12 protein-coding genes and 1 tRNA gene are annotated in these 14,079 nt (G+C 70.3%); 6 read left to right on the top strand and 7 right to left on the bottom strand.

Annotation, left to right across the window (positions count from 1 at the left end; genetic code table 11):
• Window positions 1-14: 14 nt before the first annotated feature.
• Window positions 15-530 (top strand): META domain-containing protein, encoded by a 516-nt coding sequence (locus EES41_RS17820; protein ID WP_123079452.1) that lies wholly within the window; start codon window positions 15-17, stop codon window positions 528-530.
• A 133-nt stretch (window positions 531-663) separates the two neighbouring features.
• On the opposite strand, the gene EES41_RS17815 is transcribed toward EES41_RS17820, so the two are convergent.
• Window positions 664-2,067 (bottom strand): sulfatase-like hydrolase/transferase, encoded by a 1,404-nt coding sequence (locus EES41_RS17815; RefSeq protein WP_254211489.1) that lies wholly within the window; start codon window positions 2,065-2,067, stop codon window positions 664-666.
• 137 nt (window positions 2,068-2,204) lie between these two features.
• Complete coding sequence (locus EES41_RS44205; protein WP_355800570.1) at window positions 2,205-2,300, bottom strand: putative leader peptide; 96 nt, start codon at window positions 2,298-2,300, stop codon at window positions 2,205-2,207.
• A 147-nt stretch (window positions 2,301-2,447) separates the two neighbouring features.
• Here EES41_RS44205 and purF point away from each other — a divergent pair, with 147 nt between their 5' ends.
• Both purF and purM read left to right on the top strand, forming a co-directional pair.
• Window positions 2,448-3,965: an amidophosphoribosyltransferase gene (gene purF, locus EES41_RS17810; RefSeq protein ID WP_073774111.1), complete on the top strand. Its 1,518-nt coding sequence runs from the start codon at window positions 2,448-2,450 to the stop codon at window positions 3,963-3,965.
• Window positions 3,966-4,070: 105 nt separating this feature from the next.
• Complete coding sequence (gene purM / locus EES41_RS17805) at window positions 4,071-5,141, top strand: phosphoribosylformylglycinamidine cyclo-ligase (protein WP_123079450.1); 1,071 nt, start codon at window positions 4,071-4,073, stop codon at window positions 5,139-5,141.
• 79 nt (window positions 5,142-5,220) lie between these two features.
• Here purM and EES41_RS17800 read toward each other — a convergent pair whose 3' ends face one another.
• Together EES41_RS17800 and EES41_RS17795 are read right to left on the bottom strand one after the other, a co-directional pair.
• The gene (locus EES41_RS17800) at window positions 5,221-5,487 is read right to left on the bottom strand and encodes a DUF3073 domain-containing protein (protein ID WP_008740942.1); all 267 of its coding nucleotides are present in this window, start codon (window positions 5,485-5,487) and stop codon (window positions 5,221-5,223) included.
• A gap of 301 nt (window positions 5,488-5,788) precedes the next feature.
• Window positions 5,789-6,895 (bottom strand): Glu/Leu/Phe/Val dehydrogenase dimerization domain-containing protein, encoded by a 1,107-nt coding sequence (locus EES41_RS17795; protein ID WP_284681779.1) that lies wholly within the window; start codon window positions 6,893-6,895, stop codon window positions 5,789-5,791.
• A gap of 233 nt (window positions 6,896-7,128) precedes the next feature.
• Here EES41_RS17795 and EES41_RS17790 point away from each other — a divergent pair, with 233 nt between their 5' ends.
• Window positions 7,129-7,941, top strand: coding sequence for a hypothetical protein (locus EES41_RS17790; RefSeq protein WP_164496112.1), 813 nt, complete (start codon window positions 7,129-7,131; stop codon window positions 7,939-7,941).
• A gap of 589 nt (window positions 7,942-8,530) precedes the next feature.
• On the top strand, window positions 8,531-8,737 hold the full coding sequence (gene bldC / locus EES41_RS17785) for a developmental transcriptional regulator BldC (RefSeq protein WP_003949541.1): 207 nt from the start codon (window positions 8,531-8,533) through the stop codon (window positions 8,735-8,737).
• 343 nt (window positions 8,738-9,080) lie between these two features.
• On the opposite strand, the gene EES41_RS43035 is transcribed toward bldC, so the two are convergent.
• The 3 genes from EES41_RS43035 to hrpA all read right to left on the bottom strand — a co-directional run bounded on the left by EES41_RS43035 (window position 9,081) and on the right by hrpA (window position 13,442).
• Window positions 9,081-9,236, bottom strand: coding sequence for a DUF6274 family protein (locus EES41_RS43035; protein WP_254211488.1), 156 nt, complete (start codon window positions 9,234-9,236; stop codon window positions 9,081-9,083).
• A gap of 85 nt (window positions 9,237-9,321) precedes the next feature.
• A tRNA-Asp gene (locus tag EES41_RS17780) sits at window positions 9,322-9,395 on the bottom strand.
• 114 nt (window positions 9,396-9,509) lie between these two features.
• Complete coding sequence (gene hrpA, locus EES41_RS17775) at window positions 9,510-13,442, bottom strand: ATP-dependent RNA helicase HrpA (protein WP_123079447.1); 3,933 nt, start codon at window positions 13,440-13,442, stop codon at window positions 9,510-9,512.
• 107 nt (window positions 13,443-13,549) lie between these two features.
• Here hrpA and EES41_RS17770 point away from each other — a divergent pair, with 107 nt between their 5' ends.
• On the top strand, window positions 13,550-14,044 hold the full coding sequence (locus EES41_RS17770) for a hypothetical protein (protein ID WP_123079446.1): 495 nt from the start codon (window positions 13,550-13,552) through the stop codon (window positions 14,042-14,044).
• Window positions 14,045-14,079 lie beyond the last annotated feature (35 nt).

Here is a 14,079-nt window from a genome sequence, read left to right as displayed (position 1 = left end):
TCCGTCCCAGGGGCATGCGTACCTTCCGGCACGTCCCCGTCGCCCTGGCCGCCGCCCTCGTCGTGGCCGCCGCCGCCACCGCGTGCGGTGACGGCGGCGCCGCCCTGATGGCGCAGGACCCGCACCCCGCGACCGGCACGGTCACGCTCACCGCACCGGCCCCCGCCACCCCGCTGACCGCCACCGAATGGACCGTGGACTCCCTGCTCGGCGGGGCCACCGCGGCGTCCCTCCCGGCCGACGCCGCCGGCCGGGCCCGGTTCACGATCGCCGCCGACGGGGCCGTGAGCGGCAGCCTCGGCTGCAACCGGTTCCGCGCCCCGGTCACCGTCTCCGGCGCCTCCCTCACCGTCGGCCCGCTCACCACGACCCGGATGGCCTGCGAGGGCGGCCCCGGCGAGGTCGAGCGGACCCTGACCGGGCTGTTCGGCAGCGGCCCGCTCAGCTGGCGGATCCGGGACCGGACCCTGACGCTCACGACGCCCGACGGGACGGGCCTGACCGCCCGGGCCGTCCCCGCGGCCGGTTAGCGGCCGAGCAGCCGGGGCCGAGTAAGCCCCTGCCGCCGAGCCGCCGAGCCGCCGAGCCGCCGAGCCGCCGAGCCGCCGAGCCGCCGAGCCGCCGAGCCGCCGAGCCGCCGAGCCGCCGCGGCCGGCGGCCGGGTCAGGCCGGGTACGGGAGCAGGCCCGCGTCGGTCTTCTCCCACGCCGCCCGCAGCCGCGCCAGCCGGTCCGGCTCCGCCGCCGCCCGGTCGGCCTGTTCGCGGAGGTCCCCGGCCAGGTTGAACAGCTGGTCCCGGCCCGTCTTGCCCCGGTAGTACTTCCAGTCCCCACGGCGCAGCGCCCGCTCCCCGCGCACCCGCCAGAACAGGTCCCGCTCCGCCGCCTTCTCGCCGCGCAGCAGGTACCCGGCCAGGCTCGCCCCGTCCAGCGGGTACGCCCGGTCGGGCCGGGTCCCGGCCAGCTCCAGCAGCGTCGCCGTCCAGTCCGGGCTGAACACCGGGACGTGGCTGACCTGGCCGCCGTCGATCCGGGAGGGCCAGCGCAGGATGTTCGGCACCCGGATGCCGCCCTCCTGGAGCGAGGCCTTGTTGCCGGAGAGCGGCCAGTTGTACGAGAAGCGCTCGCCGCCGTTGTCGCTGGAGAAGACGACCAGGGTGTCGTCCTCCTGCCCGGAGCGCTTCAGCGCCTTCAGCACCTCGCCGACCGAGCGGTCGAGGTCCTCCACCATCTGCTGGTACTTCTCGACCGATCCGCCGTCCTGGTGCCACAGCGCACGGCCGTCGCCCGCCTTGATCCGGCGGACGATCTCGGCGCTCTGTTCGGTGTCCCCGTCCGCGATCCACGGCCAGTGCGGGGTGGTGAAGTTGAGGTTCAGCAGCCAGGGCCTGCCGCCGTGGTCGCGGGAGACGTACTCGCTCGCCCGCTCGGTGATGATCCGGGTGTAGTAGCGCAGGTCCTTGTACTCGGCGTCGCCCTCGTAGAGGTCGTACTCGCCGCCCAGGCCCAGCTTCGAGTAGTACTCCAGCGCGCCGCCGAAGTTGCCGAAGAACTCCTCCCACCCGGAGCGGGTGGGGCTGTAGTCGGGCAGGTAGCCCGCGTGCCACTTGCCGATCAGCGCGGTCGCGTACCCGGCGTCCCGCAGCAGCGAGGCCAGCGTCGGGTGGGTGGGCTCCAGGCCGGCGGACCTGTCGGCGATGGGCTCGGCCAGACCGCCCTCGGTGCGGCCCGGGTAGCGCCCGGTGTACAGGCTGAACCGGGTCGGGGAGCAGGTCGCCGAGCCGGCGTAGGCGTCGGTGAACCGGACGCCCTGCCGGGCGAGCCGGTCCAGGTTCGGGGTCTTGATGTGCGGGGAGCCGTAGGAGGACAGGTCGGCCCAGCCGAGGTCGTCCCCGAGGATGAACAGGATGTTCGGACGGCGCGAGCGACGCTCCCGCGCGGCCCGGAACGGACGCTCCGAAGGGCCCTCCTGAGGGGCCTCGGAAGCGGCGGCCGGACCGCCCCCGAGCCCCACCGCGGCGGCCGCCGCACCCACTCCGACGGCACCCCCGAACGTACGACGGGACACATTGCTGTTGTACGAAGACACAAGGACTCCAAGGCGCGGCTCGGCCGCCCCGCCCCGGGCGGGCGCGGGGACGGCGCGCGGCACGGCGGGGCGGGGCTCGGCGGAGCGAAAAGGGAAAGGGGGAGAAAGAGTTGTGGCTACGCGGAACAGCGACAGATGGCGCTCGCGACACGGACCAGGTCTACGTGGCGGCGCTCAACGAGGGTGACTGATCCGTCACCGAGAGGCTGCATGGGGCGAGAGCCTGTACGAATCCGCTTGTAGATGTCAACAAAGGATCCGAATACCGAGACGGGGGTCTGTCGTCACCCTCTGTGCTGTGACATTTCCCGGCCATCCCCAATTCGGACCGGTGGTCGATCTCGCCTACACTCGGAGGCGTGCCTCGTGGTGATGGACGACTCAACCACGACCTGCTCCCCGGCGAAAAGGGCCCCCAGGACGCTTGCGGCGTCTTCGGTGTCTGGGCTCCGGGTGAAGAGGTCGCCAAGCTCACCTACTTCGGACTGTATGCATTGCAGCACCGCGGACAAGAGTCCGCGGGCATCGCTGTGAGCAACGGTTCCCAGATCCTCGTCTTCAAGGACATGGGCCTCGTTTCCCAGGTCTTCGACGAAACCTCTCTCGGCTCGCTCCAAGGTCATATCGCGGTCGGTCACGCCCGCTACTCGACCACCGGAGCCTCCGTCTGGGAGAACGCCCAGCCGACCTTCCGTGCGACCGCCCACGGCTCCATTGCCCTGGGTCACAACGGCAACCTGGTGAACACCGCCGAGCTTGCCGAGATGGTCGCCGACCTCCCCCGTCAGGACGGCCGTGCCACCCAGGTGGCGGCCACCAACGACACCGACCTCGTGACGGCCCTGCTCGCCGGCCAGACCGACGACGAGGGCAAGCCCCTGACCATCGAGGAGTCGGCCGCCAAGGTCCTGCCTCAGGTCAAGGGTGCCTTCTCGCTCGTGTTCATGGACGAGGGGACCCTCTACACCGCCCGTGACCCGCAGGGCATCCGCCCGCTGGTCCTCGGCCGCCTGGAGCGCGGCTGGGTGGTCGCGAGCGAGACCGCCGCCCTCGACATCTGCGGCGCCAGCTTCGTCCGCGAGGTCGAGCCGGGCGAGCTCATCGCGATCGACGAGAACGGTCTGCGCACCTCTCGTTTCGCGGAAGCAAAGCCCAAGGGCTGTGTCTTCGAGTACGTCTACCTGGCGCGCCCGGACACCGACATCGCCGGCCGGAACGTCTACCTCTCGCGTGTCGAGATGGGCCGGCGCCTGGCCAAGGAAGCCCCGGTGGACGCCGACCTGGTGATAGCGACGCCGGAATCCGGCACGCCCGCCGCCGTCGGATACGCCGAAGCCAGCGGGATCCCGTACGGATCCGGCCTGGTCAAGAACGCCTACGTCGGCCGGACCTTCATCCAGCCCTCGCAGACGATCCGCCAGCTCGGCATCCGTCTGAAGCTCAACCCGCTCAAGGAAGTCATCCGCGGCAAGCGGCTGGTGGTCGTCGACGACTCGATCGTCCGCGGCAACACCCAGCGCGCCCTCGTCAAGATGCTCCGCGAGGCCGGCGCGGCCGAGGTCCACATCCGGATCTCCTCGCCGCCGGTGAAGTGGCCGTGCTTCTTCGGCATCGACTTCGCCACCCGGGCCGAGCTGATCGCCAACGGCATGACGGTCGACGAGATCGCCACGTCACTCGGCGCGGACTCGCTCTCGTACATCTCGCTCGACTCGATGATCGAGGCGACGACGATCCAGAAGCCCAACCTCTGCCGTGCCTGCTTCGACGGCGAGTACCCCATGGAGCTGCCCGACCCGCAGCTGCTGGGCAAGCAGCTTCTGGAGAGCGAGCTGGCGGGCGGTACCGACGCCGCCGACGCGCTCCGGCGCCCGTAGCCGGCAGCCCGTAACCCTGGCTCAACCTGCGCTGGGCCCTGCCTTTCCAGCTTCTCCCAGGGCCCAGCACCACACGCAGCAACGACACGAAAGCTCTCTCCTGTCATGACAGAGAAGACCACCGGTGCCAGCTACGCAGCCGCGGGCGTCGACATCGAAGCCGGAGACCGCGCGGTCGAGCTGATGAAGGAGTGGGTGAAGAAGACGCAGCGCCCCGAGGTCCTCGGCGGCCTCGGCGGATTCGCCGGCCTCTTCGACGCCTCCGCCCTCAAGCGCTACGAGCGCCCGCTGCTGGCCTCCGCCACCGACGGGGTCGGCACCAAGGTCGACATCGCCCGCCAGCTCGGCGTGTACGACACCATCGGCCACGACCTGGTCGCGATGGTCATGGACGACATCGTCGTCTGCGGTGCCGAGCCGCTCTTCATGACCGACTACATCTGCGTCGGCAAGGTTCACCCCGAGCGTGTCGCGGCGATCGTCAAGGGCATCGCCGAGGGCTGTGTCCTCGCCGGCTGCGCCCTGGTCGGCGGCGAGACCGCCGAGCACCCGGGCCTGCTGGGCCCGGACGACTTCGACGTGGCGGGCGCCGGCACCGGTGTCGTCGAGTACGACCGGCTGCTCGGCGCGGATCGCATCCGTACGGGTGACGCCGTCATCGCCATGGCGTCCTCCGGGCTTCACTCGAACGGGTACTCGCTGGTCCGGCACGTCCTCTTCGACCGCGCCAAGATGTCGCTGGAGAGCCACGTCGAGGAACTCGGCCGGACCCTCGGCGAGGAGCTCCTGGAGCCGACCAAGATCTACTCGCTGGACTGCATGGCCCTCACCCGTACGGCCGAGGTGCACGCGTACTCGCACATCACCGGCGGCGGCCTCGCCGCCAACCTGGCCCGGGTGATCCCGGACCACCTGCACGCCACGGTCGACCGTACGACCTGGGCCCCCGGCGCGATCTTCGACCTGGTCGGCAAGGCCGGGCAGGTCGAGCAGCTGGAGCTGGAGAAGACCCTGAACATGGGCGTCGGCATGATGGCCGTGGTCCCGCAGGAATCGGTGGACGTGGCCCTGACCGCACTGGCCGACCGGGGCGTTGACGCCTGGGTCGCGGGCGAGATCCTGGACCGGGGCGACCACGGCGAGGGCGCGACCCTGACCGGTACCTACGCGAGCTGAGCAGCACTGAACCCGGTCCGGGGCGAATGCCCTGGACCGGGTTCAGTGTTTTGAGATGTCGTGCAGACGCTGAGAAGCGTCAAGCGCCGCGACGCTGAGCCGACGGACCGGACTCTTCGTCCTCGTCGTCGTCATCGCTGTTGTACAGATCCGCGTACTTGGCGTACGGGTCGTCGTCGTCATCCTGATCGTCATCGACTTCGACCGGCTCGCTGACAGGCAGCAGCGGATCCGTCGGCGATGCGCCCAGCTCATTGGCCAGACGCGAGAGGTCAGTCCCGCCGCTGTTGTACTTCAGCTGGCGGGCGACCTTTGTCTGCTTGGCCTTGGCCCGGCCGCGCCCCATGGCTCGACCCCCTCGGTGACGGGGCTCGACGGCCCCAGAGTCTGACACGCGTTCATGGTTCGGAGCGGGCTCTCCGTGGAGAGACCGTCCGTAGGGGTTTAACGGTACCTGCTTCCGCGGCCATACGGTACGCCGCCCGCATGACGCGCCCCGGTGCAGAACCAGAGAAGCACCCCGTCCTCGCTGGTCAGCTGCGATTTTAACCTGATCCTGACGGGCGACCCGCCGAAGTGCAGTGAGTTCCGTCTCGCCGCACCCCGGCGGGCGCACCCGCAGGGTCCCCGAGGGGCCCCGAAGAGGGTCAGGCCGTGCGCGCGGCGCGGGCCTCGGCCATCCGCTGCTCGGCGATCCGGTCCGCCGCGGCGGCCGGCGGAATGCCGTCCGCCTTCGCACGAGTGAAGATCTCCAGGGTGGTGTCGAAGATCTTCGTGGCCTTCTTCTTGCACCGGTCGAAGTCGAAGCCGTGCAGCTCGTCGGCGACCTGGATGACCCCGCCCGCGTTGACCACGTAGTCGGGGGCGTAGAGGATCCCGCGGTCCGCGAGGTCCTTCTCCACACCCTGGTGCGCGAGCTGGTTGTTCGCGGCGCCGCACACGACCCTGGCGGTCAGCGCGGGCACGGTCTCGTCGTTCAGCGCGCCGCCGAGCGCGCACGGGGCGTAGATGTCCAGGCCCTCGGTGCGGATCAGCGCGTCGGTGTCCGCGACCGCGGTGACCTGCGGGTGCTTGTCGAGGACCCGGCGCAGGGACTCTTCCCGTACGTCCGTGATGACGACCTCGGCGCCGTCCTCCAGCAGGTGCTCGACCAGGTAGTGGCCGACCTTGCCGACACCGGCGACACCGACCTTGCGGCCGCGCAGCGTCGGGTCGCCCCACAGGTGCTGGGCGCTGGCCCGCATGCCCTGGAACACGCCGTAGGCGGTGAGGACCGAGGAGTCGCCGGCGCCGCCGTTCTCGGGGGAGCGGCCGGTGGCCCAGCGCGTCGCGCGGGACACGACGTCCATGTCCGCGACGTACGTGCCGACGTCGCAGGCGGTGACGTAGCGGCCGCCGAGGGACTCCACGAACCGGCCGTACGCCAGGAGCAGTTCCTCGGACTTCAGGACATCGGGGTCACCGATGATGACGGCCTTGCCGCCGCCCAGGTCGAGACCGGCGAGGGCGTTCTTGTACGACATGCCGCGCGCGAGGTTCAGCGCGTCGAGGACGGCCTCCTCGTCCGAGGCGTACGCGTGGAAGCGCGTGCCACCGAGGGCGGGGCCCAGGGCGGTGGAGTGGATCGCGATGACGGCCTTGAGGCCGGAGGCTCGGTCCTGGCACAGCACGACTTGCTCGTGGCCACCCTGCTCCGTGCGGAACAGGGTGTGCAGGACGCCGTCGGTCATTTCGGTCACGGTGGTGACTCCCATGGAAGAGATGCGGCGGAAAGACGCCCGCCCTGCGGGTGGGGGAGGGCGTGCTGGGAGCAGCGTAAGACCTGTGGGGCGACTCCAGGCGATCTGTCCGAGGATCGGAATCGTCCCGTGCTGCGCGGGCCCCGGCACCGGGCCGGGGGCGGCCGGGCGGAGTACCCGCGGGCGGTGCGGGGGAGTACGAGAGCGTGAGCGAATCCCCCGACCGCCGACTGCCCGCAGCGCGCCCGGTGCCGTCCGTCCCGTACGCGTCCTACCTGCGCGTCTACGAGCCCTTGGCGGCCTTCCCCGAGCCGGAGCGCGCCCACTGGGCCGACTACGCCCGGCGCGGGGCGGCCCCGACCGCCCAGGACGAACTGCGCAGGTCCCTCACGGATTTGGTCCGGGTCCCGGTGGTCGGGGTCCCGGCGCACGAGAGCGCCGACGCCTTCACGGCGGAGGTGGACGGGGTGCTGCTGGTCTGCCCGTGGCGGACCAGGCTGCGCGGCTGGCTCGCGCTCCAGGACCTGGTGGCCGACTTCCCGGGCCCGGTGCTCGACGCGGCGCTCCCGCCGGGCGAGCGCCGGCGGGCGGCGGAGGAGTTCGCGGCCTGGCGCGAGCGGAACCCGGACGCGCGGCCGTGGATCCGGACCGGGGTGTGGCAGGTGCCGCTGCGCTGGTTCGTGCTGGTGTCCGACGAGGAGCGGGAGTACCTTCCGGGCGAACGGCTGCGCTACCGGACCCCGATGGTGCAGGCCCGGCGGCGGCTCGCGCGGGGGCTGCGGACGCTGCGGGAGGCGGAGGGGTACGGGGGGCTGGTGCAGGGGCTGGTCGAGGTCGGGAGCTGGCTGGAGGAGTTCCACCCGCGCTCGATGGTCGAACTCGATTACGGGGGACTGCTGCACGCGCTGCCGGCCGAGCGGCTGGCGGCCGACCGCTCGGCCCGGGACCTGGCGGCGGGGATCGCGGCGCTCCGGGCGGGCGACATGTCGGTGGCGGCGGGGAAGTACGGGGAGCTGGCGGAGCGCTGGCGGGCGGTGCGGGAGAGGCTGTTCGCCAATTAGGGGCTCGCGCCGGGTGTGACGCGCCCGACACACCCGGCGCGCGGAGCGCCGGGGTCCGGGAGGATCGTACGTACCGCCCGTATCGGCTGATCGGGCATAAAGCGCAGATCAAGGCCTTGATCGCTACATTTGGGCCTTAGGGCCAGGACCTACGTCCCGATACGGGCCATTGGCCCAAGCGTGACGGACCGCACTATCTACACCCTTGCGCCCTTCCCCTACCCTCGTGCCAAAATAGGACAAGGAGTCCGGGGAGGGTTCCTTCCGCCCAACTAAGGGCGGAATGCTCGGTATTGCACTCTACGGGGGGTCTGACGACTCCTGATCGCTCTGTGACTGATCGTCACAGTGGGGTGACTGTCCGTTATGGGGCGGTCCATCGGCTTCCGCCGCTGATGAACACCTCGGAGGGCAATTCCATCGGTTTGGCCCTTGGGGCTGGACGGATGGTGTAGTTGTAGTGCCGAGGACAAGCCGTTCGTCCTATAACCGACTCGGCCTGCGTATGTCCATTTCGGGCAACGCGGGCCAAGGTGCAGAATTTAGAGGAAAGAACCGAGATGGTTCGGTTCTCCCGAGGAGGCCGCTCATGACCGCTCGCACCCCTGATGCCGAGCCGCTGCTGACCCCGGCTGAGGTTGCCACGATGTTCCGCGTGGACCCGAAGACGGTCACCCGCTGGGCCAAGGCTGGCAAGCTCACGTCCATCCGCACCCTGGGTGGACACCGCCGTTACCGCGAGGCCGAGGTTCGCGCACTGCTCGCGGGAATTCCGCAGCAGCGCAGCGAGGCCTGAGGTACGTAGCACCCCGTTTTGAAGGGTTCGTATCGGGTCCCCCAATCCGATGAAACCCACATGGCTTCAAACGGCTGAACCTGCCCCAACAGGTTCTGGTCGTTCGATCGCGCTGGACTCCGCCGGGTCCAGCGCGATCTTTTTTTATGCCCGGATCCCGGCCGAACCGGGAAGGGGTGAAGGTGCTGGAGGGGTAGGTGCCATTGCACATATTAAATCGAGCTCGCGTAGGGGTGCGATAAATGCGCATGTCCCGAAAACTCATGTGGTGACACCCGTCACAGATGATCACTCTTGTACTACGCGCAATGCACCCGTAAGGGGATGTGCGTCGCAGACCGCTTCATGCGGAAGGGGGATTCTTCCCCTCGCGGCCGAGGTTCGGCGCGAGGCGCTGGAGACGATGGCAGGCCGGGCAGTGGCGGTGAAGGTGGCGGCGACCCCCGGCGGCCCTCAGATGGGCCTTCAGGAGCGCTCTGAGCTCGCCCCGGCTCGTCACCTGGGTCCTCCGCTTCCTGTCGCCTGTTCGTCTGGCAACGCATCAGGGCCCGTATCCCTGGGGGATACGGGCCCTGATGTTATTGCGAACCTGACGGGACTTGAACCCGCGACCTCCACCTTGACAGGGTGGCGAGCTAACCAACTGCTCCACAGGTCCTCGATTTGCGGCCACTGGGTGGCTGCGAATCAGACTATACAGCAGCTCAGGGGGTGCAGTCGAACCGCCTGCGCGGCCCGCCCTCCGGCCTTCCGGGACCCCTCCCGGGAGCCCTCACGGGGCCGCCGCGTCCACCGCCTTCACGATCCGCTTGTCGGAGATCGGGTACGCCGTCCCGAGCGCGTGCGCGAAGTAACTGACCCGCAGTTCCTCGATCATCCAGCGGATCTCGGTGACCGCCTCCGGCACGGGCCGGCCCTTCGGCAGCTGCTCCAGCAGCCACAGGTACTCGTCCCGCATCTCGTGGACCTTCTCCATGCGCGTGGTGTCGCGTTGGACGCCCGTCGGCATCTGCTGGAGCCGGCGGTCGACCGCCACCAGGTAGCGCATCAGGTCCGGCAGCCGCTTCAGCCCGGTCAGGGTCACGAAGCCGGCCGGCATCAGCGCCGCCAGCTGCGCCTTCGCGTCCTGCACGTTCGCCATCAGGGCCAGGCTGTTGGTGGCCTTCAGGCGCCGCTCGCAGGCCTGCCAGGCCGCCAGCACCTGCTGGACCTGATCCACCGTCCGCACCGTCGTGTCCACCAGGTCGGCCCGGACCGCGTCGAAGAGCTTCCGGAAGGAGGCCTCGTCCCAGGCCGGACCGCCGTGCGCGGCGATCAGCCTGTCGGTGGCCGCCGTCGCGCAGTCCTCGAACAGCGCCTGGACGGAGCCGTGCGGATTGCGCGAGAGGGCCAGCTTCTGCTGGTTGGTCAGCTTGTCCGAGGCGAACTTCGCCGGGTTCACCGGGATGCCCAGCAGGATCAGCCGCCGGGTGCCCAGCCACATCGCCCGCTGCTGCTCGGCCTCGGTGTCGAAGAGCCGTACGGAGACGCTCGCGCCCTGGTCCACCAGCGCCGGGTAGGCCTTCACCGGCTGGCCGGCCCGCCGGGTCTCGAAGACCCGGCTCAGCGTGCCGATCGTCCAGTCGGTCAGCCCGGTGCGCTCCACCGACTCCCCGCCCGCCCGCTCGGCGGTGGCCGCGGCGGCCTTGGACAGGGCCTGGCGGGCCTTCGGCTTCAGCCGGAGCCGCAGGGCCTCCAGGTCCTTGTCCTCGGCGAGGTTCTTGCGCCGCTCGTCAACGATCCGGAAAGTGATCTTCAGGTGGTCCGGGATCCGGGACAGGTCGAAGTCCTCGGCGGACACCGGGACCCCCACCATCCGCTGGAGCTCCCGCGCCAGCGTCACCGGCAACGGCTCCTGGAGGGGCGCGGCCGTGTCCAGGAAGCGCGAGGCGAAGTTCGGCGCGGGCACGTAGTGCCGGCGGATCGGCTTCGGCAGCGACCGGATCAGCTCGGTGACGACCTCTTCCCGCAGACCCGGGATCTGCCAGTCGAAGCCCTCGTCGGTGACCTGGTTCAGCACCTGGAGCGGAACGTGCACGGTCACACCGTCCGCGTCGGCGCCCGGCTCGAACTGGTAGGTCACCCGGAACTTCAGCTGCCCCTGCCGCCAGGAGTCCGGGTAGTCGGCCTTGGTGACCCCGGCCGCCTTCTCGGTCAGCAGCATCTCGCGCTCGAAGTCGAGCAGTTCGGGCTCGTCCCGCTTCTTGTGCTTCCACCACGAGTCGAAGTGCGCCCCGGACACCACGTGCTCGGGGATCCGCTGGTCGTAGAAGTCGAACAGGGTCTCGTCGTCCACGACGATGTCGCGGCGCCGGGCCCGGTTCTCCAGCTCCTCCACCTCGGTGAGGAGCTTGCGGTTGTCGGCGTAGAACTTGTGGTGGGTCCGCCAGTCGCCCTCGACGAGCGCGTTGCGGATGAACAGCTCGCGCGAGACCTCGGCGTCGATCCGGCCGTAGTTGATCTTCCGCTGGGCCACGATCGGCACGCCGTACAGCGTGACCTTCTCGTACGCCATCACCGCCGCCTGGTCCTTCTCCCAGTGCGGCTCGCTGTACGTGCGCTTGATCAGGTGCTGGGCCAGCGGCTCGACCCACTCGGGCTCCACCTTGGCGTTGACCCGGGCCCACAGCCGCGAGGTCTCCACCAGCTCCGCCGACATCACGAACTTCGGCTGCTTCTTGAACAGCGCGGAGCCCGGGAAGACCGCGAACTTGGCGGACCGGGCCCCCAGGTACTCGTTCTTGTCGGTGTCCTTCAGGCCGATGTGCGAGAGCAGACCCGCCAGCAGCGACACGTGGATGTGCTGCTCCGGGGCATCGGCCTCGTTGACGTGGATCCCCATGGACTTGGCGACCGTACGCAGCTGCGAGTAGATGTCCTGCCACTCGCGGATCCGCAGGAAGTTCAGGTACTCCTGCTTGCACATCCGGCGGAAGGAGGACGAGCCGCGCTCCTTCTGCTGCTCACGGACGTAGCGCCACATGTTCAGGAACGAGAGGAAGTCGCTGGTCTCGTCCTTGAAGCGGGCGTGGTTCTGGTCCGCCTGCGTCTGCTTGTCCGACGGGCGTTCGCGCGGGTCCTGGATGGACAGGGCCGCCGCGATGACCATGACCTCGCGGACGCAGTTGTTCTTGTCCGCCTCCACGACCATGCGGGCGAGCCGCGGGTCCACCGGGAGCTGCGAGAGCTGCCGGCCCATCGGCGTGAGCCGCTTGTGGGCGTCCTTCTCGGAGGGGTCCAGCGCGCCGAGCTCCTGGAGCAGCTGGACGCCGTCGCGGATGTTGCGGTGGTCCGGCGGGTCGATGAAGGGGAACTTCTCGATCTCGCCGAGACCGGCCGCGGTCATCTGGAGGATGACGGAGGCCAGGTTGGTGCGCAGGATCTCGGCGTCCGTGAACTCCGGACGGGAGAGGAAGTCGTCCTCGGAGTACAGCCGGATGCAGATGCCGTCGCTGGTGCGGCCGCAGCGGCCCTTGCGCTGGTTGGCGCTCGCCTGGCTGATCCGCTCGATGGGCAGCCGCTGCACCTTGGTGCGGTGGCTGTAGCGGGAGATCCGGGCGGTGCCCGGGTCGATCACGTACTTGATGCCGGGGACGGTCAGGGAGGTCTCGGCGACGTTGGTCGCGAGGACGATCCGGCGTGTCGTCCCTGTGGGGGGCCGCTGGAACACACGGTGCTGCTCGGCGTGCGAGAGGCGTGCGTAGAGGGGCAGGACCTCGGTGAAGCGGAGGTTCCGCTTGTTGAGCGCGTCCGCCGTGTCGCGGATCTCGCGCTCGCCCGACAGGAAGACGAGGACGTCGCCGGGGCCCTCGCCCTGGAGCTCGTCGACGGCCTCGCAGATCGCGGTGATCTGGTCCCGGTCGGAGTCCTCGGAATCCTCTTCGAGCAGCGGCCGGTACCGCACCTCGACGGGGTAGGTACGCCCGCTGACCTCGACGATCGGGGCCTCGCCGAAGTGCCGGGAGAAACGCTCCGGATCGATCGTCGCGGAGGTGATGATCACCTTGAGGTCGGGGCGCTTGGGCAGCAGCGTGGCGAGGTAGCCGAGCAGGAAGTCGATGTTGAGGGACCGCTCGTGGGCCTCGTCGATGATGATCGTGTCGTACGCGCGCAGCTCGCGGTCCGTCTGGATCTCGGCGAGCAGGATGCCGTCCGTCATCAGCTTCACGAAGGTCGCGTCCTGGTCCACCTGGTCGGTGAACCGGACCTTCCAGCCGACCGTCTGGCCGATCTCGGACTTCAGCTCCTCCGCGATGCGCTCCGCGACGGTGCGCGCCGCGATCCGGCGGGGCTGGGTGTGCCCGATCATGCCCCGGACGCCGCGGCCCAGCTCCATGCAGATCTTGGGGATCTGCGTGGTCTTGCCGGAGCCGGTCTCGCCCGCGACGATCACGACCTGGTGGTCGCGTATCGCCTCGGCGATCTCGTCCTTCTTCTGGCTGACGGGCAGGTTCTCGGGATACGTGACCTCCGGCATCCGCGAGGCACGGCCGGCCAGTCGCGCGGCGGCTTTCCCGGCCTCCGCGGCGATCTCGTCGAGCACGGCCTGCTTGGCCTCGGGCTTGCGGATACGGCGGGCGCCTTCGAGGCGGCGGCCGAGGCGGTGCGCGTCACGGAGGGAGATCTCACCGAGAAGCGTCTGCAGGGCGGCGAAGGAAGTAGACATACCTGGTCGAGGATCTCACCCGGGAGCGTCGGGTGGCGAACGCATTTGTGTACCGTCCCCGTACCATTTCGGGACGAGATCACCAGAACCGACGTGAGAGGCCCGCCATGTCCCGCGCCGCCCGCGCCCTGTGCTGCCTGATCGCGGCGCTGGCGGCCCTGCTCTGCGGCGCGGCGTCGGCGGCCTCGGCGGCCCCTGCGGCTTCGGCGGCCCCTGCGGCCCCTGCGGCCCCGGCCGGTGTGGCGCGCGCGGCCGGTCTGGGGCAGGCGATGCCGGCCGGTGTGGCGCACGCGGGCCCGGCGCACGCGGGGCCGGCGCACGCGGGCCCGGCGCACGCCGCCACGGCCGGCACCGTGCCGGACGGGGCGGCGGTCGCCGGGGCGGTGGAGGGTTCGGGGCCCGCCTGCGGGCCCGGCGGGGCGGAGGGCGGGATACCGCCGGCGGCGCCCGTGCGCGGAAGCGCGGAGCACGCGCACACCCCCGTGGCCCGGGCCGTCGTGGAGCCGGATTGGGGCGGCCGGGCGCTGCCCGCGCGGGTCCCCGTACGCGGGCCGGACCAGCCGGCGCCGGGGCCGGTGGAGCTCTCGGTGATGCGGGTCTAGGAGGGCCGGTCGTCCGACTGGTCCGTCCTCATCCG

It is taken from the genome of Streptomyces sp. ADI95-16 (assembly GCF_003721495.1).
Classification (GTDB): domain Bacteria; phylum Actinomycetota; class Actinomycetes; order Streptomycetales; family Streptomycetaceae; genus Streptomyces; species Streptomyces goshikiensis.
This window is presented reverse-complemented; position numbering and strand designations above follow the sequence as displayed.